The organism is Marinomonas sp. GJ51-14, from assembly GCF_055808695.1.
The window spans coordinates 975089-998367 of record NZ_CM147879.1 but is presented as its reverse complement, the minus strand read 5'-3'; the positions used below and the strand labels follow the sequence as shown (position 1 = coordinate 998367).

Sequence of the window (23279 nt, the reverse complement as noted above, 5' to 3'; positions counted from 1 at the left end):
TACAGTGATTAAATGAAAAATGAAACCACCAGAAATATTAATATGATTTCTATTGCTGGCGATGCGAAATCCTTTTCACCTTGTGGTGAACAAGTCTATTCGTGGTTATCACGTTTTTTAAATTCATTTCTTATTAGATACTCAATCATTTCATTGATCTTCATACCATTTTCTTCAGCTAACGCATTTAGTTTTTGTTTTGTGTTGAGTGTCATACTTATACTGTAAGGTTTTCTGCCACTCGACTTCTCGCGAAATTTTTTCTGACTCCATGCCTTCTTCATTTTATCAATGACGAGGACTTTACGGTCTACGTTATCAGATAAATCGATAGTAGCAATAACCGCTGCTTTTTTTTCTGCGTCATTAATTGGCATCCATGCTGGTTCAAGTGGCCTTTGGGTAATGTTTTGTAGATATGACCAAGCCCAAGTCCAATGGGCCGGATTGTTGTCCTCTAGCCAATTGACTATGGCTTCGTTTGAACGCACTTCTTGCCATTTTACTTTTAAGTGGTCAAGGATGTCTTCTTGTTGCTGGGCATCGGCTTCTCCTCCATAAAAAGCATTTAGAATGTCAGTTAGTCTTTCATCAGTAGTACTTCTTTCTATATTAAACGCTTTTGTCGCTAAGAGGCTCATATTGACCATGCGATCTTCTGAGTTATTCGCCTTAATGAAAACCGGTTCTTGTCCATCTTCTGGTATTTTTGTTGCGCTTTTTAGGTAACACCAAACCCAATTACACAAACGCTCATTCTTTAAATCAATCCAGCGAAAATCACTCAGAGGAAGTTGAGTCGAATTAAATGCTGCACGCATTTGAGTGGGGAAAATTTTAGGCGCTCGATTTTTTTCAATCAAACTTTCTAATTCATCATTCAGGTTTTTTAAACGTTCTGCTAAGGAGTTACCGCGTAGGTGTCTTGGTGATGCAGCTCGTATATGTTGCAACAAATAATCCGAATAAAAAGCCAACTCTCTTTCAGATCTTGCGTCCAATAAATCTGTTTTGCTTTTACTCATATCTTCATTCCTTCCTAGTGTCTTCACAATTAATAACTTATTTATATTACTGTGTAGAGTGTTCAGTAAATATTACGTGTATTTGTGTGAATTGACAATAAATTTACAGTGGATTTATTGATTTTTTAAATAATAAATAAACACCTTTAATAATAAATTTTTCGTTTTAAAAAAACAGAAAATGACTGAATTAATAAAAAATTAAGAGAGATTTATGTGTTTATGAGGAGACAAGGAAAAATGAGAGGTGAGGATAATAGCGATAAAAAATAGAAGGGGTCAGCAGATAAGGAATTATAGACGGAAGGTATTTCATAGAGTCTGTCTAATTAACAGAGCTCTATGAAATATACGATACTATGGTTTGCTATTTTTATAAGGGCGTTTACTTTTTGGTTTCTTGCTTTTGTTAGAGTGAAGACCAAGTGCTTTCGCTCTAAGTTCTTTCTTAGAAGGCTCGCGCTTTTTTTGAGAACTACTTTGCTTGTTTAAATCTGGTTCGAAGCCTGGAAGCCATTGTGGTACGAATTGCTCGCCAACTAATTTCTCAATATCAGTTAATAAATAGCGTTCTTTTTCGGTAACTAAACTAATGGCCAGTCCGGTTGTTCCCGCACGGCCAGTTCTTCCTATCCGGTGAATATAATCCTCAGCGTTGTAAGGGAGTTCATGGTTGATTACATATTGTAGTTGCTCAATATCTAGGCCTCGTGCAGCGACATCGGTTGCTACCAATGCCCGCACTTTGCCTTCCTTAAATTCCGCTAATACTCGGTCACGAGCACCTTGGGACTTATCTCCATGAATGGATTGAGTAATAATACCATCTTTTTGCATTTCTTTGGCGAGTTCATCTGCACCTTGCTTTGTACGTGTGAAAATCAGGACTTGCTTCCAGTTTTTTGAACCAATTAAGAAAGAAAGTAATGCACTTTTCTTATCTGCATCGACGGCGTAAACCGTTTGCTCGACCTGAGTTGCTGTGGTGTTACGGCTGTCTACTTCAATTAATTGTGGTTTTTTTAATAAGCTTTTGCTTAGGGAAAAAATATCGTCGTTGAAAGTTGCTGAAAAGAATAAGGTTTGACGTTCATTAGGGAGTTTTTTAAGGATACGTTGAATATCAATGATGAATCCCATGTCTAGCATGCGATCTGCTTCATCTAATACGAGCGTTTGCAAAGAGCTTAAATCGATGAGGTTTTTCATAATCAGCTCAAGCAATCGACCTGGAGTTGCAACTAAAACATCACAACCTCGTCTTAAAGCATCAATTTGTACATTAATACTGGTGCCTCCGTAGACAACAACCGACTTAATCTCTAGGTCTCTGCTATATTCTACAAAACTGGAATGAACCTGCTGGGCTAGTTCACGGGTTGGCGTAAGTACTAGAACTCGAATTTTAGATACGTCATCGTCTCTTTTTTCTAGTAAAATATTATGGATAAGAGGCAAAGCAAAAGCAGCGGTTTTCCCTGTTCCGGTTTGAGCGCCAGCCATAAGATCTTTATTGGCGAGAACCGCTGGAATCGCTGCTTTTTGTATTGGTGTCGGTATTTCATATCCTAATTGAACTACAATATTAGTAATTTCTTTAAGAAGTCCTAAAGAGGCAAAGCTCATATATGTTCTCTTTTTCTATAAACAGGTGATCTAAGTACACCTTCAATTAAGGCGTTTGAATAATAGTGCCAGTGTAACTGATTGCTAAGGCCTAGGTAAGAAAGTATAGAAGTGAAAGCATTAGGGGTTATTTTCCGACAAGCGTAAGGAATACATACTTGTCTGTCTTTTTTGGTGATAGTTAAAAGGGGTTCTTCCGGACATGGCGATTAAATCACGCTTCTTAATTTTTACGGCACTTATTTTATTGATGGCTGGTTTCTTTTCCTGGCTATCAATGCAAGTTCTGGCTGAAGGGATTATTGCCAGTTGGGTTGAGCGTTATGCAGAAAAACAAGTTAGATACGATAAAGTCCGAACCTTATTACCTTTGATTCAAGAGGTAAATTTATCCAAAGAATTTGCGCAAATAGACTCTCTTAAAGCATGGGCGCATCAGCCAAATAACGAGACTCTCGAGCAACAAGCATTGAAGGATACCGAAGCCTTCCGTTCAAGGTTTTCAGACAATTCCTATTTCATTGCCTTAAGAGGTAATGAGCATTATTACTACAGTGACGATAGCGAGTACCAAAGCACTAATAAAGATACATCTAAAAAAGATTTTTATCGCTATACATTAGAGGCGAATAAATCGGCTGATTTGTGGTTTTATGGAATTATAGATAGGAAGTTGGATCTGCATTTAAATGTAAACCCAGATATTGAGTTAGGCGTTGTAAAACTATGGAGCGATGTATTGATTCGAGACGGCGACGACATTTTAGGTGTAGTTGGTACGGGTTTGGATCTTTCGGGATTTCTATCAAAAATGGTGGAGGAGCAAGACATTTATTCTGCGATTGTTTTTACAAACCTGGATGGTTCAATTCAGCTCTATCAACAAGAAGAACTCATTGATTATGCATCCATCACTAAACAAGCAGAAAATAAAAAACAGATCTTTTACCTTCTAGATGATGATCATTCTAAGGCGCTGCTGAACGAAAGCTTTGAGCGAGCAAGATTACAGCCAGATCATGTTGAAATGGTTAGAGTGAACAAAGATGGTGTTAGTCAATTGGCTAGTGTGATCTATATCGCTGAAATTGATTGGTTCCAGGTGAACTTTATTGATATTGATAGCTTCTTACCGTTTACAGAATTTCTGGGTTTGTTGGTGGTATTTTTAATTAGTTTGATTTGTGCTCTTGTAACGATTTATTTGTTAATAACACTGATTATAACCAAACCTCTGAATGAGCTGGAACGCTCTATTTGTGCATTAGAAAAGGGTAAATATCATGCCCCTAAAGTGAGTTTTTTTGCAGGATTAGAAATCAAACGGTTGATTTCTAAGTATAAAAAAATGTCGTTATCACTTTTGGAATATCAACAAGAGTTAGAGCAAAAAGTCGCTGAGAGAACGGAAAAACTAGAGCACATTTCTAAGTTGGATCCTTTGACTAGTTTATATAACCGTCGAGGGTTTGAAGTACATATGAAAAACTATATGGATGCTTGGAATAAAGAGCGCCATTTATTCTCTCTTATTGCAGTTGATGTTAATGACTTCAAGTTGATAAATGACCAATACGGTCATTCAACAGGTGACCTTGCCTTACAAGAAATAGCGATATATTTAAAAAGTGTTGTAGGGGAAAAAGGGGAAGTGGCTCGTTGGGGTGGTGATGAATTTTTGATATTAATTAATCAAGACTGCACAAACAACACGAACATAATGGCAAAAACCTTGTTGAGTAACAAAGATGCTTTGGTTGTTAGGGCTGATGATATCGATGTACTCATTCAATTTAGTGTCGGTTGTGCTGTTGTGAAAGACAATGACACATTTGAAAATATGCTACATAGAGCCGACAAGGCTATGTACTCTATGAAGTTTTCAGGGCAAGGTTAGATTATTCAAGGACGCTTAGAACTGCGCTCGTTATTTAGGAGAGAGCAATTCTAAGAGGGTAGTTTATATTGACCAGAGAATAGCTAAACCCAATGCGGCGTAACTTAAACTGCCGACTATGACGACCATATAAATACAATTGATACCATTTGGCTTTATATAATCAGTACCGATTTGCCAGCCGGCTAAAACAGAGTTAAGGCAAATTATGATTAAGGTAATGGAAGAGTAGATCTTAAACCACATGGGTGAGAATAACCCTTTCCAATCCGCAAAAGCGGTTGTCTCTAAAGTAAGGATAAGCCCAATAAAAACAACACCCCAAAGGCAGATAGCGACATTTGATAAACGCTGGAAGATCCATTCACGTGTGCCGCTGCGCATTTTACTTGATGACATTACGCCCATACCCAAATCCCCGATACGATACAGAAACAACCCGCAAGAATAGCAACAGACAAGGCAATTTTCTTACCTGATTCTAGTTCTTCAAAATGACCGAAATCTTGGGCGATGTGTTTCACTGTTGCACACATGTAATAGCCGAAAGCAGACAATAACCCCCAGACCATAAACTGCCCTAGTGGATTCTGAGAAAATAATGAGACTAAACTGTCAAAGTTTTTTTCTGACAAAAGTGAAAAATAAACAGCAGGCAGAAAAATAGCCATGCTGGCCCATAAAATAACAGAAGATATTCTGTGCAAGATGGATACAACGGCCGTTATTGGCAAATTGATGGTCTTGATATCAAGATTAATCGGACGCTCTTTGTTCATGCTTTTCTCCTAAGGGGCGATTGAGTTATACAAGAAAACTGGTTATAGGCCATGTCAGAATACAGATAGTTATTGGGTGTATGATGTTATCTATCATTATAAAATTAATGAATTATGGGGCGATTTTAATATTAATGGGGTTCATATAATCGAGTCCCCTGCTTTCCTTAATATAACTCAACTCAGTAAAGAAAGTGCAAAAGATTGAATTGTATAAACCTAGCCTCATCAAGTGACTATCCTTGGTATTGATACCGAATTATTAAGAACCTTATTTTGGAGTTAGCAGTGAGTGCAACCGACAATATGTTATTTAACCCTGTTCAATTGGGTGATTTAGAATTACCAAACCGTTTCATCATGGCTCCACTGACGCGCACACGTGCGCCAGGTCATCTGCCAAATGCCTTGATGGCAGAATATTATTCTCAACGTGCAAGCACCGGCCTTTTAATTTCTGAATGTACTATGGTGACAGAAGGCACGTCTGCTTTTGGTGATGATCCGGGCATTTACTCTCAAGAGCAAATTGAAGGTTGGAAGCTAACAACAGAAGCTGTTCACAAAGCGGGCGGTCGCATTTTTATGCAAATCTGGCATGCAGGTCGCGCGGCTCATCCATTATTAAATGGTGGTAAAGAAGCTGTTGCACCCAGTGCGATTGCTATCGAAGGTGAAACTCATACGCCAGAAGGCAAAAAGCCTTACACAGTGCCTCGTACATTAACAGTCACTGAAATCAAAGCTATCGTAGGTGATTTCCGTCAAGCGGCAATGAATGCCAAAGAAGCAGGCTTTGATGGAGTAGAGATCCATGGTGCGAATGGTTACTTAATTGACCAGTTTTTACGGGACAGCGCCAATCAGCGTACAGATGAATATGGTGGCTCTTTTGAAAACCGAGCTCGTTTTTTAAGCGAAGTCATTGAAGCGGTTACAGATGTTATGGGCAGTGGTCGAGTTGGCCTTCGCCTTTCACCGTTAAACAGTTTCCAAAGCATGAAAGACAGTGACCCATTAGCATGGACACGCTTTTTGGCGGAACAACTTAATCGTTTCGACTTAGCGTACTTGCATTTAATGCGAGCGGATTTCTTTGGTTTGCAGCAAGCAGATGTTGTTCCTGTCGCTCGTGAAGCTTACAAAGGTCATTTGATGGTAAACATGGGTTACAGCCCAGAAGAAGCAAGCCAAGTAATTGCAAACAAACAAGCAGACAGTGTGGCATTTGGTACTGGCATTCTTGCCAATCCTGATTTTGTTGAGCGTGTTAAACAAGGTGCAGAATTGAATACACCGAATCCTGATACCTTTTATACACCAGGTGCAGTTGGTTACACTGACTATCCGTTTTTAACTCAGGCTTAAAATAGCGCTGCTATTTCTAGTGTGTAAAAGCCAAGGCAAACGCCTTGGCTTTTTTATGTCTGACACTTGAATGAATTAAATGTATTCGGTTAGTTATATAGGGATCAGCGAGATATGAGGAAAGAGTGTTGACGCTTTAGGCATAAGGTGCGACCTTTGCATACCTATTGATAACTCCAATGACTTCTTTATTTTAAGGTAATCCAGCGTGACTATTGTTTCAAAATTGCCCACTGTCGGCACCACTATTTTTACTAAAATGTCGGCTTTAGCAATGGAAAAAGGCGCGATTAATTTATCCCAAGGGTTTCCTGATTTCCCGCCTGATTCACGATTGTTACAGCGAGCATCAAATGCCTTGCTGACAGGTAATAATCAATACTCTCCAATGACAGGCCTGCCGATTTTAAGGGAAGCTATCGCTGGTTTAATTGATCGCCATTATGGTCGTAAAGTGAATGTCTTAGACGAAGTTACGGTCACCAGTGGTGCATCTGAAGCGATTTTCGACACCATCGCGACGCTTGTTCGCCAAGGTGATGAAGTGGTTTTGTTTGATCCTGCTTATGATTTGTATGAACCCGCGGTGACTTTGGCTGGTGGTGTGTGTCGACGAGTCGTATTAACCGCCCCAGACTTTCGTCCAGATTGGAATGCTTTCGAAGCGTTACTGACAGACAGAACCCGTTTGGTGCTGATGAATACACCCCATAACCCAACGGGAAGTTGTTGGTTAGCGGAAGATTTAGACAGCCTTTGGCAAGCCATTTCAAGCCGCGACATTTATGTACTATCAGACGAAGTGTATGAATTCATTCATTTTAGCAGTGACTCAGTAAGTATTCACAAACATGCAGAATTACGCGAACGCAGCTTTGTTGTCTCATCATTTGGTAAGAGCTTTCACCTCACAGGTTGGAAAGTCGGCTACGTGATCGCGCCTGCCGCACTCACAGCAGAGCTTCGTAAAGTGCATCAGTTCATCACCTTTTGTACAGCAACACCTCTGCAACAAGCATTGGCTGAGCATCTCAATGAATGCCCAAAGGAAAGTCACAAACTGGCTGCCTTCTATCAAAAAAAGCGCGATGTACTCAGAAATGCATTAGCTGACAGTCGCTTTAAGCTTTTGCCATGTGAAGGCACGTATTTTCAGTTGTTGGATTACAGTGACATCAGTGATTTAGATGACGTGGCATTTTGTGAAAAACTGGTAGATCAAATCGGTATCGCTGCGATTCCCGTTAGCGTGTTTTATCAAGAGGCGCCAAAAAATCAACGATTGATTCGTTTATGTTTTGCCAAAGAAGAAAGCACACTAATTGAAGCGGCTCAGAAATTGTGTGAGCTATCGTCTTTGTCTTAATATCTTTGCCGATTTAGCGCTTCACAGTTTTAGCATTAATAAAAAGCCAACATTACAGTGTTGGCTTTTTTATTGGTGCTTCTGTTGAGCTCAAACTGTCTAGGTAGGCATTTGCTCAAAACAAGGAATGTCGTTTAGTACTTCATCCCAATTGCCTTTGCTGTCTGTAAAAATGTGCGCTTGTGGCGTTATTGTGACGTCTGTATCCAAACAACCTGCTGGCATAACAACTATGTCTCCTGTTTTAACGTGAATAGGAAGCAATGAGCTGCAAGTCGAACAAAAATTGCGAGCGAATCTAGTGCCTTCCAATCGGTAAAAGCTGATGTTGTCTTCGCCGCTCAGCCATGTAAGTTTTGCACCTGGGGCAAACAGATTCGCACAATGAGCGGAGCCAGACATTTTTCGACAACGACTACAGTGACAGAAGAAAAACTTCTTAAATTCGCCTTCCATTTCGAATTTAACGCTGCCACAAAGACAGGATCCAGTATGGTTTTTTTCCATAGCATTGCTCTCTTATTCGTTATTTTCTATTTAAGTTCTTACCAAATTTTTCGAGAGCCGAAACCCTGAAATTATTTATAATGTACATCATATTTATCTGTAAACTAAATACACTTCAATGCTTTTAGGGTGTTTTCAATTGCAATATCTATAGGTGTTGTGGGCTCATCCGCTATAAAGGTCAGTAGTTTTTCGTTGTTCATCTGAACAGGTTCTTGCCATAGATACTGCATTTCCATTAATTCCCGAAGCGTTTCTTGGAAAGGAGAAATAAGACGCATAATCCACCAAGGGGTAGGTCGTACCCTTGGTTTTTTTCCTGTATTTTTCTGTACAACTCGGCAAATAGCATTTGTCATTTGTTGACCATCGTCATCCCAGAAACCCTTTGTATGAAAAGTTGAAAATGGGTCTAAATAGCCTCGCTTTTCAATGAGTGTGACCATAGTCTTTGCCACGTCTGGAAGGTAAGACCATTGATGACCAATATTTAAGCTTGCAGGGTTATGAATGATGTTTATAGGCTTGTTTGGTTTGATGAGTCCTTGAGAAAACCAGCTGTTAACAGCGCTTGGACCAAAGAAATCTCCTGCTCGAACGATAATAACTTGCCCTCCTGAATGGGCAAAACGTTCTAGATCTTGTTCCATTTTTACACGAATCTTTCCTTTGCGAGTGAGTGGTTTTTGGGGAGAGGATTCAGAAATAAGAGGGAACGAGTCAGGGCCGTAATTATAGATAGTTCCAGGTAAAACAATTGCTGCATTTAGCTTCTTGGCAACTGAAATCGTATTTTGCAGCATTGGTAATACAAGCCCTGCCCAGTTTTTGTAGCCTGGTGGATTAACTGCGTGAATAATAACAGAGCAACCTTGAGCAGCCCGCTCGATATCTGTTTCGTTTAAAGCGTCGCCTTGAATCCAAGTTATTTTCTTTGATTCTTTGATGTATTGATCTTTATTTAATTTTCGAGCTAATCCATTGACTTGCCACCCTAATGATATTAGTTGGCGAGCGACTTCACTGCCAATTCCGCCCGTTGCTCCAAGAACAAGTGCTTTTTTAGGGGGAGTGTCTAAATGAGTGCTTGTTAGATTCATCTTACTTCTCCAAATTGGTAGATTGATTCATCAAGCTTAGATACTCTGTCGACTAAAAGAAATTGTCGAAAACAATAGATTAGGTATACATATTTGTATGGATAAAAATATAGGATGGGAATTATATAGGTCGTTTCTTTCGGTTATGAAGGAAGGGTCCTTATCTGCTGCTGCGCGAGCTATTGGGTCTACTCAGCCTACGATAGGGAGACACATTACTGAGCTAGAACATCTTCTGAAAATCACCTTATTTATTCGTAATCGTGATGGGCTGACTCCGACAGATGCCGCTCAAATGTTACTTAAACCTGCCACTGAGATGGCAAATTTAGCGGAAAGCATGTCTCGAGCTGTGAGTATGCAAAACAATGAGTTTCAAGGGCGGGTATGCATTACAACCAGTGATCTAGTTGCGACTGAAATATTACCGGAAATACTGGCGACACTGAACCAAGAGTATGAAAAATTAAAAGTTGAGCTTTTATTATCAGATAAGCCTCTCGACCTATTAACTCGAGAAGCGGATATTGCGATTCGTTTGTTTCAACCTAAGCAAAGTCAACTGATTGCACGGCGTGTTGGCCGAATTGAAGTCGGTCTTTATGCCCACAAAAGTTATATAGAAAGAAAGGGGAGCCCCGAGTCCTTCGCTGCATTGGAACAACATACTTTTATTGGCTTTGATAAGCTGACTACTTTTATTCGAGACGTGGTGAAGAACTTACCTATTGAATTGAAAAGGGAATGGTTTAGTTTTCGAACGGACAGTAATGTGGCGCAACTCGCCCTACTTCGTGCCGGTGTCGGAATCGGTGTCTGTCAGACATTAATTGCTAAGGAAAATACTAATCTTGTTAGGGTGTTAGCAGACGATTTTTCTATCGAAATGGATGTCTGGATCACAATGCATGAAGACTTAAGAAAAAGCCCAACTTGTAATCTAGTATTTGACCGTTTAGCAAATGGGCTATTAGCGTACTTATCAGAATTAAAATGATTGCTAGCGTATGGGACGCTTAATCAAGGTGGCGCAAGATAAGACATACAAAACAATGAGTAAGGCTGAGAAAAAGCTTGGTGGAATGCCCCAATATAAGCTAATGGGGCGAATCATTAATAAGCTAATGGCAACCGGAATAATCAACAAGAACATACGACTCATACTGAGTGTAATGGTAAAACCTTCATCGCAAGATGGGCAAGGCTGTGGACGGCGAACACTTTTTCTAAGCAAGGAAAGTGACAGCTTAGATTCACAATGTGGACATTTCATAAAACAGACCTAACAAGGTTTAATACTTCAGTAAAAAGACTAATAAAACATGGCTTTAGAGTGTGCATGACTCTAACGTTTGATACAAGTTCAGGACACTTCAGGCTTGTTGGCTTTTCGTAATAGAACAAAAAATTCCTTCAAAAAAACTCTCCAGAAATAATAAATTTCGTTTTAGTGGCTTAAAAATGGGTTTTGTAACCCGTGAATGGCATGTATTATGCGGAACTTTATTTTTTGGGGCTGACATTTTGTCAGCATTTTAAACCAATTTTACTGGTTAATATTAGAGAGAATAGTATGAATACAACCTATAAAGTGTTGCTAGGGATGGCACTTGGTATTGTGGTTGGGTTAATCATTAATTTTACTGGGCTTAATACCTCAGGTTCATGGGCGAACGGTTACCTTACTAATGGTCTGTTCCATATCATTGGCACCATGTTTGTTAATGCGCTTAAAATGCTTGTTGTTCCATTAGTCTTCTTTTCATTGGTATGTGGTGTATGTGGCATAGGTGATATTAAGCTGCTTGGAAGAATTGGTTCAAAATCCTTCTTTCTTTATCTACTGACAACAGCGATTGCTATCGCGTCTGCGCTGCTTATTGCTTCCGGTTTAGGGATTGGTGAAGGTTTACATATCGAGACTGACTCTAACTTCTCAGGGAAAGTTGCTCCACCTCTTTCATCAGTTCTTATTAATATAGTGCCTTCCAACCCTATTAGTGCGATGGCCAAGGGGGAAATGCTGCCAGTTATTTTCTTCTCAATTATTTTTGGTGTCAGCATTTTATTGGTGGGTAAAAAAGCCGAGTCTGTGAGCAGCTTTATTGAAGCGCTTAATGAAATCATGATGAAGATGGTTGGTGTGGTTATGGCTGTTGCGCCTTATGCTGTGTTTTGTCTTATTGCGAGAGCCATTGCTAATCTAGGTATGGATTTGTTAGCCCAACTGCTTGGTTATGTCTTGGTGTTAGTGGGTGTGTTATTACTGCATTTGTTTGTGACATTACAGCTGATTTTGAAAGCCTTATCTGGTTTAAGCTCAATAACTTTCATAAAGAAAATGCGCAGCACACAAGTTTTCGCTTTTAGTACGTCTAGCTCCAATGCGACTATTCCAGTGACATTACGTACCGTTACAGAAAGAATGGGTGTGAAAAACTCAGTTGCTTCTTTTACCGTACCATTTGGCGCGACCATCAACATGGATGGTACTGCGATCATGCAAGGTGTGGCGACAGTCTTTATTGCAAATATTTATGGTGTTGATCTTGGTATCATAGGGTACTTAACTGTTGTTTTTATGTCTGTTTTAGCCTCCATTGGCACGGCTGGTGTACCAGGTGTAGGTCTTATTATGCTGTCTATGGTGTTCGCCCAAGTTGGCTTGCCGATAGAAGGTATTGGTTTGATTCTTGGTGTAGATCGATTGTTAGACATGATACGGACTGCTGTAAATATATCTGGAGACGCAATGGTTTCAGTAGTTGTTGCGAAGAGCGAAGGGCAATTGGATGAAAGCATTTATAATGATCCAGAAGCGGGGAATCAGTTAGAGCTTCATACAGAACATAAAGTCTAATTGGTTTGTTAAATTTATTTGGCTTTAGATAAACAGGCAGGAAAAAATAAAAAGAGCCCTAATAAAGTGTCCAACTTTAATAGGTCATTTTATAAAGGCTCTTTTTTTATGATATGAAAAGCTTATAGAACTTAGTGTTCACTAGTGAATTTTAAAGAAGTCCATCATGCGTTTAAGCTGTTCAGCTTGAACCGTCATTTCTTCACTCGTACTGGCAAGCTCTTCACTACCACTGGAGTTTTGTTGAGTGATTTCATCTAACTGCTGCATCGAGAGATTTATTTGTTCTACTCGGGTGTTTTGTTCGATACTCGTGCTGGCAATAGACTGAATTAATTCAGATGTTTGGTGGATCTGCGGAACAACTTCTTTTAATAAGTTTCCAGCATGCTCACTTATTTTGACACTGTTCAGAGTGATGTCGCTGATTTCCTGAGCGGCTTTTTGGCTTTTTGCCGCTAAAGCACGGACTTCATCTGCAACCACCGCAAATCCTCTGCCATGCTCTCCTGCACGGGCTGCTTCAATGGCGGCATTCAGAGCTAAAAGATTGGTTTGTTCTGCAATGTCTTCAATAATACTGATGTTATTGGCAATGTCTCTCATAACCGTCATTGTCTTATCAACGGCTTCGCCACCTTGTACGGCTTTATTACTGGCATTGAGGGCGATGTCATTGGTAGATGCGGCACTTTCTGCATTTTGGCTGATGCTGGTGGCTATCTTATCGATCTCAGCTGTCGTGCTTTTAAGGTTGTCTGTCATTGACACTGCGCTGGTTGATAAATTCTGCGCAGTTATGCTGACCTGAGAGCTGGCCGCTGCCATTTGATCCATGGCATTCTGGGTTTCAACGATAGTGTTTTTGAGTCGGTCGATCATCCCATTTGTGCTGTCTTTGATCGTAGAAAAATCCCCAATATAGTCTTTTGTGATTCTGACTCGTAGATCTCCTTCTGCTAATGCGGACATTTTTTCAGACAAGTCATGAACGATATCTTGAATGATATCAGCCATCTTTTTCATACTGGCTTTTAGACTGTTTTGATCGCCGGCGTTAAGCTGAATAGAAATACTGGTGTTGCCTTGTGCAATTTGATTAGCAATTTCAGCCACTTCTTGAGGTTCTCCTCCGAGAGAGCTCATAATATTTCGCAGAATCATCATTCCGACAGTAAAGACCAGAACAATGACCGCAATGGCAATGCTGACCTGAATAACAACGGCTTGCCAAATGGCGGTGAGAGCATTCTCTGCCCCGTTTTTACCTAGTTCTTCGTTAAACGCTATGTGCTCATCAAGTGCTTGAGTTAACTGCTCTGCTTCTTCTGTTGTATAAAGCAATACTTTGGTAGCTGCGGCTTGAATGTTCTTACGGGATAATGAAATGGCTTTTTCTCTTTTTTGGTTATAAACCTCAAATGCTTTAATTTCATTTTCCAATAAAGTGCCATCCTCATCACTATTCACTAAAAGCTTATAGTTCTCGAACTCTTTATATACTTCATCGACTTGACCTTGTAATTGCTCATCTATTTTGAGCTTTTGGTCTTTGTCTCTTTCCAATACATGTACATAGGATAAACGACGTACTTCACTGATGGCTTTGCTGATGCTTAGCATGACCTCGATGGAGGGAACGACCTTAACGTTGACATAGTTAGAGGAGGTATAAACATTGTTTGTTTGGTACAAACTCGACCCAACTAGTGCTATTAAGCCAATGATTGCACTGCTAATTAATATCAAAAGTTGATATCGCACACTCATTTTTTTAAGTCTCATATTCACTCCAGTGAAAACGTAAATTAGTTGATGGGCCATAGTTACCTATATGAGTCATCCAATGGTCCTAATAGGGTTTACTTGCCGAGTTTGCATCCATGCTGCCACTGTTTAAGCTGTATATAATAAGCCACATGCAGTGAATTACAAAAAGATACATAGTTTTTGAGTGAAATTTAAGTCAGAAAGATGTTGTTAGGAAGCTCTATTTTGGAATATTGTCAGGATTACTTCGATGACAAGCTTTAACTGTGCGCAATTAGGTCATTTATAGCCCGTGAGATCAGCGTTTTTTTCACTAAGGTTGGTTTCACAGGTTTCTCGAACCAGAAGTTCATTGGTTGGTCAAAGCCGATACCATGCATGTAGTTATAGAGCGCTTTACGTAAGCCTTCGCCCAGCATTTCATGGTTTGTGCCCGTTGGATCAGTGAAGTCCACATCATTTTCAGCAAACAAAATATCAGGACGTTCGGCTAGCGTAATACCGAACTCTTCAGGGTTAACGCCAATTGGGCTATGAACCGTGGCAGCGAATCGATGCCAAAATGCAGACTGGAAACACCCTTGTGCCATCATCTGGCGTACCATTTCTAATGCATCAATGGTTTCTTGCTCTGTTTGTGTCGGGAAGCCATACATCAAATAGGCATGAACCAGAATATCTGCGTCACTGAATGCCTTAGTTACTCGGGCCACTTGCTCGACACTCACACCCTTTTTCATCAGTTTCAGTAATCTGTCTGATGCCACTTCAAGACCGCCACTGACGGCCACACAACCAGAATCCGCCAACAACTGACAACGTTCTGGAGTGAAGGTTTTTTCAAAGCGAATATTGCCCCACCAACTGATGACAACGCCACGTTCGATCAGGCGAGTTGCCAATGCAAACAAGGCTTTTGGTGGCGCGGCTTCATCGACAAAATGGAAACCGGTTTGGCCTGTTTCTTCGATAAGTTCTTCGATTCGATCCACCAAAATATCTGCACCAGCGGCATCGTAACGGTCGATGTAATCTAGAGTTACATCACAAAAGCTGCATTTGCGCCAGTAACAACCGTGGGCAATAGTTAGCTTGTTCCAGCGGCCATCGCTCCAAATTCGGTGCATAGGGTTGAGCATTTCACACAAAGAAAGGTATTCGCCCAATGGCAAACCATCGTATATAGGCGTGCCCACATCCGTTTGTGGAATATCGTGAAGTTCGGCGTTTTCATTGTAATGAACGTATTGCTCGCCATTGTCATCTTCTGCGAGGAAATAGGTTCGCACTAAATCGTCTATTTCCCGCTGTCCGTCAAAGTATTCTAGCAGGGTCATAAAAGGACGTTCGCCGTCATCCAAACAAATGAAATCGACAAATTCAAAAATCCGTGGGTCTTTTAGAGCACGCAATTCGGTATTTACAAAACCACCGCCCATGACGATAGGAAGGTCAGGGTTAATCGCTTTACAGGTTTGAGCAATTCGCAAAGCGCCTAACACATTACCAGGAAAAGGAACCGTTAGTGCAACGACGCTGGGTTGGGTTTCTTCTAAATACAGCTCGACTAATTGTTCTAGAATTTCAGAGCTGAAACTGGAGTCGCCCATGAGGGTGTCGTAAAGATTATCAAAGCTCGGGTTTGCCGCTGCCAGACGTTCGCCATAACGGCTGACTTCAAAATAAGGGTCAACACCTTGAGTAATTACCGCTGATAAATCATTGATAAACAAGGTCGCCAAATACTTGGCTTTGTCCTGTAGACCTAAACTACCAAATGCCGTTTTCAGAATATCGCCAGACACAGCTTCCATCTGAGCAATAGCATCAAACGCTGGGCCTTCAGGCAAAAAACGACGAGACACAATGCGCAATGCAAGGCTTGGGTCTTTACCCTGTAGAAAACGAATCACAGGCTCAACACACAGGCGATAGCGGTCAAATTCCGCCATAAAAGTGTAGACAACATCTGGCAGTTCATCGTCTTCAAACGCCTCGAAATTATCTTCCACATGCTGACGGATAATATCCAACGCCGGCATGGTCATCATCTCAAGGAAAAGCTCAATGGCAGGGTCACGCTGCACCGCTTCATAACCACGAGAGCGCAAAAAGCCTGTTAAATACGCGGTCGCTGGATACGGCGTGTTTAGCTGCGTCATTGGTGGCGTCATTAGAAGAACGGTCATAGCTTACCTTGGTATTAAATAGAAATTAGAATGGCGAGGATTCTAGCACTTTACCTCAAAAAGAGGGCAGAACCTTTTACTCTAGAATGGCTTTTAGGTGGCCGCTGCCCAATTGTTGCATTTGCCGCTCAACCCAAATCACCCTTTGGCCAAGATAAAAGGTCAATGCATTGGCTTGTCTCGTACGAGGGCTTGGTAACATGACCGCTAATCGCGCGGCTTGGTTCTTGGTTAAGCGACTTGCTGAGCGTTTAAAGTAATGTTGACTGGCTGCCTCGACACCATAAATGCCTTTGCCAAACTCTGCTACGTTCAAATAAACTTCCAATATGCGCTTTTTACCCCAAATGACTTCGAGGCCGAGAGCTAAAACGGCTTCCATACCTTTACGTGCAAAACTTCGCCCCGGCCACAGAAAAATATTTTTAGCCGTTTGTTGGGTAATGGTACTCGCACCGCGAAGACCTTCGCCATCACCATATTTATCAAGGGCTTTACGAATCGAAATGAAATCAAGACCTGAGTGTGATGGAAAACGCTGATCTTCAGACGCCACCACAGCCAACGGCATGTGAGCTGGAAGCTCATCTATACTGATCCAATCCTGTGAAACAGGATAAGGACTTTGCAACATAAACGCCGTTGTTGGCAACGGCATAAAACGGAACAAGAGCAAAACCAGCGCTAACAGCAGTAAAAAACGCCACAGGACAAACCATACCCAACCGAAAATACCTCGTTTACGTTTTGCCATGTAGAGTCTCTTATTGAATAACTGCTGCTAAGTATAGCAAGCTGGACGTTGTGCTGTTTATGAAAGTTAGGGTATAGGAAGAACATACTGAAAATTAAACCAGCTTACATTTTTAAGCGCATAAAAGTGTAGATTTTTACTTTTTAATGCGCATAAAAGTGTTATTTAGTTGAGGGGTTAAATTGTTTTTAACAAACGGAAAGGAGTAGATATTGCAATCTAAACCATTATTAGTTATTTTACAGACACAACTTATCCTTCTTCCACGCGTGGCGACATACAGACCCCTGGAGTTGGACGATTAAGCCGACCTCGTGTCGGTTTTTTCACTTCTACAGCCATGAAAGGCATTAATAAACAATGGATACGGAAAGTCCTTACCACTCTTATTTTGTACCTTTGGTATTAGACTCACCAGTCATCATGACATCCAAGTAATTGGACAAAAAGTATGAAAACGAGAGTGTATATTGATGGTTACAACTTATATTTTAGCTGCTTAAAAAGCACGCCCTATAAATGGCTAGATCCAGTCTCACTAATACAAACTTTGTTAGTACGTTCTGACGCTCCAGAATCCGTTCTTGATGAACTGGCGGTTAAGTTTTTTACCGCTGAAATTTCTGAACGTGCGGCGTCAGACAGCAACTCGTTAAACGACCAACGCTCTTATCATCTTGCTTTGAACAACCATTGCCAACATAGGTTACAAACCATAAAGGGTAACTATTCCATTGATAAAACCAAATTTCCAAGAGTAGAGCGAGATGAGAGAGGCAAAGAAAAAGAGCCCAGATCCTCTGAGCGAGTAAAAATCTGGAAAATGGAAGAGAAACAAAGCGATGTCAATGTGGCTTTAGAAGCTGTTTACGATGCCGTAACAGACCTAGCACTTGAACACATTGTCTTTGTTAGCAACGACACAGACATCATTCCAGCACTACAGAAAATCCAATATCACAACGGATTGAGTTTACGCTCGCCAGTAAAAATAGGTTTGATTATTCCTACAAGAAAAGACGACTCTGAAAGGAAGGGTAATAAAAGCTTAAAAGACTGTGCAGACTGGACGATCGAACACATACATGAGGAAGAGCTTCAAACAGCGCAAATGCCATGTCGCGTTTTGGGCTTGAGGAAAACAGCCTTAAAACCTATCAGCTGGTTTAAGTATCCAAAAAAAGTCCAAAAAATCCTGAGTATCCTAAGTCAGAAAGGCGTTGAAGGCAGTGTTCCAAAATCGTGGAAATGGCTAGAACGACCATTACATCACGCTGAAGGGTTAGCAAACATTGACGATACCCCAGCCGAACACATGGATAATGAAACCGCATTAGACATTATCCATCAACATGCGAAAGCTTCTGCAGACTATAAAAAGCGAAGTTGATGCATTCCGGTGTGATTAATTTTCTTTTGACCCCAATTGTTATTTAAATCTTAAGGTCTCGAATAGGGGGCTTTAACTCTAACGCCGTCAAAACCTCTTAAAGCGCACCTTATAGTTGCTAGAATCCTTTACTAACTCATCATGAAAAGTGCGGCTTTCGACAGATAAAAACTTAGAGTCTTGATATTTCTTTGCTAATTCTGGCGAAAGGCAAAATTCTTTAAATATCTGATTAACATCGTGTATAAAGCAGCTAATTTCTTGAGAATAGACAACATCTCCCTTATCAAAGAAACGACCATCCTCCTGATAGGTCTCTTCTATAGAATCACCCTTATAATTCTGAACGTATAGTAAAAGACGCGGCAACTCTGAAAACTCATCTAACGCTTCTTTATACGAGTACACACCTTCAGCATAACTCTTTTCAGCAGTTCTAAAGTTTTCAAACGCATCAATCATTTTGTGAAAATAATTTTTAGAGTCACTGTTTCGTGGACTACTCATTTCATCGGCATAGAAGTCGAATGACCGATAATCATTTTCAGTAAATATGACATCATAAAGTAAATCAACATCTTCGAACTCAAACTTATAGCGTCCAGATAAGCGATTTATAAATTCATTGAACAGCTCTCGATGCTTGACGCAGTTTTCAAATGCATTTTTTCGCTCCGTCGTTTCTATTTGTTTATCTGTACGCTCAATTTGAGCCGCAGTTTGAACTGACCTGTGATGGGAGGCATAGAAACCCGCAAACGGCAGAGACAGCGCCGCAATCCAAAGCGGGATTTTGAAATACTCATAGGCATTATCGAAGCCTTCCTTAGTAGTCATCCAATCAGGATATCCAAGGCCTTTAAAAATGCAGAGCCAGACGAAAACAGCAACAAATATCGGGAGTAATACCGTCGCCCAGAAAGGCCTCAGCTGGAACAAAGGTGGGTGGGGGTACTGGGGCCCTTTGCAGAGCCACCGCCAAAAGCCACAAAGCTTTGTAAACAGCCACTTAAAAGGTAGTATTTTCATAGTCCTCTTTGCTCTTGAATGCGTCGAACGCTTTGCCAGGGAGCATATTCATATCCAGCTTATCTCGACCAGATGATGCATCCATTGAAAAGTCGATAAGACGAGCAATATAGTCCGCCATGATTCTATCCACTGCCATCGATTCAGCAATTTTAAACCTATTCTTACCTTCCTCTTGGGCCATAATAAGGCGCTTCCCTTCATAGTTAATAGCAACGATATTTAAATGACGGGCAATGGAGCGTAATGCAGCACAATAATTCTTGGCCTCTTCTTCACCAAACTCTTTCCTAGTCGGATACTCCCTAAGATTATTAAAATTAACTATAACCAACTCGAGTAAGCCGATATTGGGTGAATCCCAACCAAAGCCTGCATATTTTTTCAACGGCCTTGCTCTTGGTGAAAAATCCAACGGCGAATTCCCATAAAATATCTCTCTGTAAATCTCCATTTGATCAAAGACTTCAATCCGCTGAATGCCATCATGATCGGTAAAACCTTTTATCATCATCTGGAATTGCTCTGTGTGATTAAAATATTGATCAAACGTGTTTTTCTCTGAAGTTATTGCGATTTGTTTTTGAGAGTTTTTTATTTGCTGATCCGAACGATTTATTTGAGCAGCTGTTTGAACTGAACGATGGTAGGAGGCGACTAACGCCACCAGAGGAAAAGCCAGCGATGCAATCGCCAAAGGAAATCTTAAGCGGCCAATAGCATTATTAATATGCGTAGAAGACAGCCCCCAATCCAAAGCCTGTTGGCTGTTGTCCCAGACAGCAATGATCACGGTAAAAAATACTGCTGTAGTAATCGGTCCCCATAGAGCCCATTTGAACCACTTCAGTTGAGTGAGAGTTTTGTTGTGTGCCATGCCACTTCCTTGTTGGTTGATGTCAATAGAATATCAGCGTTTTGGTGGATTACTGTCAAGGGATGGTGTGGTAATTGTGATCCGTTTGACCTAATATCGATCAAATGGATAATTTAAACCAAGGATAGATCATGTCAATAGACTCATCTTTTACTTCAGAGCAACGCGACAGCATCAAGATTAAAAGCTTCATTTTTCACATCATCGAAGTAGACAAAAAGCCTGAAAACAAGTCTGTTTCCGTCGTTGAGATAGACAAAGTGACTCTTGCTTCAGCTCAAGAAAAGTTCTTTACAGATCACTTCAAACACACAGCTGAAGGCACTCAGTTTCTGTTCACAACCTATGGTGGTAATCTGAAAGATAAAGGCTTAGATCTCATTCAAAATCCGTCTAAATTCCTACAAATCTCCAAAGATGCTGCCCGCGAATTTACCGGGCATCACAGGACACAGATGTCGGATGGTGTATTTGTGTTTTCTTTGGTGGAGTACGACTTTGCCCCGGGCCAACCGGAACATGCCTTGTTTTTACTAAAAATTAATAAGCAACCAAGCTTTCCTTACAGTTACAAACCTGATCCAAAAACAGGTGAAATGGTCGCTACTGTCGACGCGTCCCATACATCACTTGTTCAAGATAAGAAGGCCATCAGTAAGAGTGCCATCATAGACCTCACGGATGAGTTTACATGGGATGTCTTAGCAGTTGATACAAAAGACGGCCCAGGAATAACGGACTACTTTCGAGAGTTCATGGAAGTTACGCCAAAAGACAAAGGGGAGATTCTTACAGATAAAGCAAATAGAACAGTAAGAAAGTGGGCTAAAGCTGCGGAGATAGCAGACTCTTTTTCTGATGGAGAAAACTACAACACAGTCTGTGGCAGATCGTTCGAATATCTCAATAGCAATAGTACATTTAAAACAGATGACTTTATAAAATACGTTGTCAAAGACAGCAGCCCCGCTAAAGAAAAAGCTTTGAGGAACACTCTCGAAGAAAAACTCAAAAAGGAAGGGGTCTATGGTCAAAGCTTTAGCATCGTTCCTGAGGCAATACGATCAGGTGATAAAGCGGTAAAATACGTTACAGATGAGGGGGTAGAGATCAGCTATACTGGCGATCAAAGTAAGTCTCGAATTGAGATCGACTACCAAGAGAATCAGACGGTTATGACCATCACGACTAAAAAACTAAAGGCCAATGTTAAGTAAAGATTTCTTCGATCTATATAACGCTATTGCCAGTAAATTCTCCGAGATTTCAGAGGATGCAAGCCTATTTTTTGGTCAGGTAAACGCTGAAGATGAAGCGCTAATTTCATTCTTGCAGGCACTGGATCGGGATGGGATAGACACGCCTAAAATAGACGCGATGTATGATACAGATAGTCAACACTCGTTCGACATGGAGGATTTAGATGATGCTGAGATTTATGAAGGCACCGGTCCTTGGATGATTACATTAAGTAAAGATGATATTGCCAAGAAATTGTCTGATGTGGTAGACGATACTCGCCTCTTTTTCAGCCAGGAGACTTTTTTCTCATTTCTAGAGCACCTCGATCCGTTTCATAAAGACAGCCATTGTTATGATAATGAGACGCGACTTTTTTTGGTAAATGGGCTGAAGCAGCCATTAGGTGGCGAAAACTTCTATGCAACGGGGATAAATTCTAGTTTTCCCGACCTTGAGACTACACTTCCTAGCTCTGACGATGTTCATAACCTCGTTCATGTAAACACCACCGAATCGGTGCGTGTGTGCCCTCGCTCTATTTCTTTAAATAGCACTGGTCCAAAGCTCGATGATATTCCTAATTTAAAACGAAGTATTGCTAAGCTCCTTGCAGCGTGTCTCGTGCAAGAGCTGAAAACGGTCGATGGTATAGAAAAAGTCACTGTGAAAGGCAGCAAAAAGCAAATAGCAGACTTGTCTAACGGTACGGAAAAGATCTCAAACGAACTTTTAGACGAATTGAATAAAGCTGTCATTTGGGTCTACGAAGAGCGTTCTGAGACGCGTTTACAGTTGATAATGGATCGTCTTTCTCTTGATATGAACGACTCAGACAGCTATCTAGCATCTCTGGAGAAGTACTTAGAGCGAGCGTTAGAACAGGCCAAAGACTCTTATGCATTTGTCATCCTTGATCGAAAAGATGACTACCACAAAGAAGTTCGAGATCTAATCAAAGACATGCGAACGCAAGCGGATTTGTATGCGACAAAAACCCGCTCACTTGTAGGCAGTCTTGCGAGGGACACACTGGGCATCTTGGTATTTCTGAGCTTTTCATTCATGACCAAGGCTCAACGCATTGAGATAGAACCCCTTCTTACTAACAATACAATGTCACTCATACTTAATGTAATGAGTATTTATTTATTTGTATCGATTTTCTTACAAATTTTGGTACATATGAGGGACGACTACCTAACCCAGCTAGAAAATCAGCATTGGTTGAAAGTACTGCAAAATTACACTCGAACAGATGACCAACAGGAAAACTTTTTAGAACCTATAGAAAAGCGCCGAAAGACATTTCGCTTTGCTATGCTCGTCATTGCCCTATTTTACCTTGGTTTAATTTACGTCGTTTCTAACTTGCAGAGTATTCTCATTATTGCCCTAGGTCCCATAACGTAAAAAGCTCTCAACTGAAGGCTTTTTCTATGCTGCGTGACTGGCCGCGATCGGTCGCTTCTTTTCAGCGGGTAGGTCTTTTTCAATGTATGA

General features: G+C 40.8%; 20 protein-coding genes. 8 read left to right on the top strand and 12 right to left on the bottom strand.

Annotation, left to right across the window (positions count from 1 at the left end):
- Positions 1-95 precede the first annotated feature (95 nt).
- A complete protein-coding gene (locus AC0L3Y_RS04915) occupies positions 96-1025 on the bottom strand; it encodes a hypothetical protein (RefSeq protein ID WP_473469473.1) in 930 nt (309 codons plus the stop codon).
- Between the two features lie 357 nt (positions 1026-1382).
- The gene (locus AC0L3Y_RS04910) at positions 1383-2651 is read right to left on the bottom strand and encodes a DEAD/DEAH box helicase (RefSeq protein ID WP_473469471.1); all 1269 of its coding nucleotides are present in this window, start codon (positions 2649-2651) and stop codon (positions 1383-1385) included.
- Between the two features lie 202 nt (positions 2652-2853).
- Here AC0L3Y_RS04910 and AC0L3Y_RS04905 point away from each other — a divergent pair, with 202 nt between their 5' ends.
- Positions 2854-4548, top strand: coding sequence for a GGDEF domain-containing protein (locus AC0L3Y_RS04905; RefSeq protein ID WP_473469469.1), 1695 nt, complete (start codon positions 2854-2856; stop codon positions 4546-4548).
- Positions 4549-4611: 63 nt separating this feature from the next.
- Here AC0L3Y_RS04905 and sdhD read toward each other — a convergent pair whose 3' ends face one another.
- Both sdhD and sdhC read right to left on the bottom strand, forming a co-directional pair.
- Positions 4612-4956 carry a succinate dehydrogenase, hydrophobic membrane anchor protein gene (gene sdhD / locus AC0L3Y_RS04900; protein ID WP_473469467.1) on the bottom strand — a complete coding sequence of 115 codons (345 nt, stop codon included), beginning with the start codon at positions 4954-4956 and terminating at the stop codon, positions 4612-4614.
- Positions 4947-5327 carry a succinate dehydrogenase, cytochrome b556 subunit gene (sdhC, locus tag AC0L3Y_RS04895; RefSeq protein ID WP_473469465.1) on the bottom strand — a complete coding sequence of 127 codons (381 nt, stop codon included), beginning with the start codon at positions 5325-5327 and terminating at the stop codon, positions 4947-4949. Before sdhC ends, sdhD begins: the two co-directional genes overlap by 10 nt.
- A gap of 306 nt (positions 5328-5633) precedes the next feature.
- Between sdhC and AC0L3Y_RS04890 the strand changes: the two genes are divergently transcribed.
- Together AC0L3Y_RS04890 and AC0L3Y_RS04885 are read left to right on the top strand one after the other, a co-directional pair.
- A complete protein-coding gene (locus AC0L3Y_RS04890; protein WP_473470589.1) occupies positions 5634-6695 on the top strand; it encodes an alkene reductase in 1062 nt (353 codons plus the stop codon).
- A 208-nt stretch (positions 6696-6903) separates the two neighbouring features.
- Positions 6904-8061, top strand: coding sequence for a methionine aminotransferase (locus tag AC0L3Y_RS04885; protein ID WP_473469463.1), 1158 nt, complete (start codon positions 6904-6906; stop codon positions 8059-8061).
- Positions 8062-8160: 99 nt separating this feature from the next.
- Here AC0L3Y_RS04885 and AC0L3Y_RS04880 read toward each other — a convergent pair whose 3' ends face one another.
- Positions 8161-8568 (bottom strand): GFA family protein, encoded by a 408-nt coding sequence (locus AC0L3Y_RS04880; protein WP_473469461.1) that lies wholly within the window; start codon positions 8566-8568, stop codon positions 8161-8163.
- A 104-nt stretch (positions 8569-8672) separates the two neighbouring features.
- Positions 8673-9668, bottom strand: a complete 996-nt coding sequence (locus AC0L3Y_RS04875; RefSeq protein WP_473469459.1) for an SDR family NAD(P)-dependent oxidoreductase — start codon at positions 9666-9668, stop codon at positions 8673-8675.
- 97 nt (positions 9669-9765) lie between these two features.
- On the opposite strand from AC0L3Y_RS04875, the gene AC0L3Y_RS04870 reads away from it, so the two are divergent.
- The gene (locus AC0L3Y_RS04870) at positions 9766-10665 is read left to right on the top strand and encodes a LysR family transcriptional regulator (RefSeq protein ID WP_473469457.1); all 900 of its coding nucleotides are present in this window, start codon (positions 9766-9768) and stop codon (positions 10663-10665) included.
- A gap of 3 nt (positions 10666-10668) precedes the next feature.
- Here AC0L3Y_RS04870 and AC0L3Y_RS04865 read toward each other — a convergent pair whose 3' ends face one another.
- On the bottom strand, positions 10669-10941 hold the full coding sequence (locus AC0L3Y_RS04865) for a hypothetical protein (protein ID WP_473469455.1): 273 nt from the start codon (positions 10939-10941) through the stop codon (positions 10669-10671).
- 300 nt (positions 10942-11241) lie between these two features.
- Between AC0L3Y_RS04865 and AC0L3Y_RS04860 the strand changes: the two genes are divergently transcribed.
- Entirely contained in the window at positions 11242-12528 is a 1287-nt protein-coding gene (locus AC0L3Y_RS04860) for a dicarboxylate/amino acid:cation symporter (RefSeq protein ID WP_473469453.1), read from the top strand.
- A gap of 141 nt (positions 12529-12669) precedes the next feature.
- Here the strand turns inward: AC0L3Y_RS04860 and AC0L3Y_RS04855 are convergent, their stop codons facing one another.
- From AC0L3Y_RS04855 to mtgA, 3 genes are all read right to left on the bottom strand, one after another.
- A complete protein-coding gene (locus AC0L3Y_RS04855; RefSeq protein ID WP_473469450.1) occupies positions 12670-14313 on the bottom strand; it encodes a methyl-accepting chemotaxis protein in 1644 nt (547 codons plus the stop codon).
- Between the two features lie 245 nt (positions 14314-14558).
- Positions 14559-16487 carry a B12-binding domain-containing radical SAM protein gene (locus AC0L3Y_RS04850; RefSeq protein ID WP_473469448.1) on the bottom strand — a complete coding sequence of 643 codons (1929 nt, stop codon included), beginning with the start codon at positions 16485-16487 and terminating at the stop codon, positions 14559-14561.
- Between the two features lie 76 nt (positions 16488-16563).
- Positions 16564-17241 carry a monofunctional biosynthetic peptidoglycan transglycosylase gene (mtgA, locus tag AC0L3Y_RS04845; RefSeq protein WP_473469446.1) on the bottom strand — a complete coding sequence of 226 codons (678 nt, stop codon included), beginning with the start codon at positions 17239-17241 and terminating at the stop codon, positions 16564-16566.
- 451 nt (positions 17242-17692) lie between these two features.
- Between mtgA and AC0L3Y_RS04840 the strand changes: the two genes are divergently transcribed.
- Positions 17693-18631, top strand: coding sequence for an NYN domain-containing protein (locus AC0L3Y_RS04840; RefSeq protein ID WP_473469444.1), 939 nt, complete (start codon positions 17693-17695; stop codon positions 18629-18631).
- Positions 18632-18718: 87 nt separating this feature from the next.
- Here the strand turns inward: AC0L3Y_RS04840 and AC0L3Y_RS04835 are convergent, their stop codons facing one another.
- Positions 18719-19660, bottom strand: a complete 942-nt coding sequence (locus tag AC0L3Y_RS04835) for a hypothetical protein (protein ID WP_473469442.1) — start codon at positions 19658-19660, stop codon at positions 18719-18721.
- A complete protein-coding gene (locus tag AC0L3Y_RS04830) occupies positions 19641-20537 on the bottom strand; it encodes a hypothetical protein (RefSeq protein WP_473469440.1) in 897 nt (298 codons plus the stop codon). Before AC0L3Y_RS04830 ends, AC0L3Y_RS04835 begins: the two co-directional genes overlap by 20 nt.
- Before the next feature lie 131 nt (positions 20538-20668).
- On the opposite strand from AC0L3Y_RS04830, the gene AC0L3Y_RS04825 reads away from it, so the two are divergent.
- Together AC0L3Y_RS04825 and AC0L3Y_RS04820 are read left to right on the top strand one after the other, a co-directional pair.
- Positions 20669-21754: a nucleoid-associated protein gene (locus AC0L3Y_RS04825; protein ID WP_473469438.1), complete on the top strand. Its 1086-nt coding sequence runs from the start codon at positions 20669-20671 to the stop codon at positions 21752-21754.
- Positions 21744-23189: a hypothetical protein gene (locus AC0L3Y_RS04820; protein WP_473469436.1), complete on the top strand. Its 1446-nt coding sequence runs from the start codon at positions 21744-21746 to the stop codon at positions 23187-23189. Before AC0L3Y_RS04825 ends, AC0L3Y_RS04820 begins: the two co-directional genes overlap by 11 nt.
- The last annotated feature ends 90 nt before the right edge of the window (positions 23190-23279 follow it).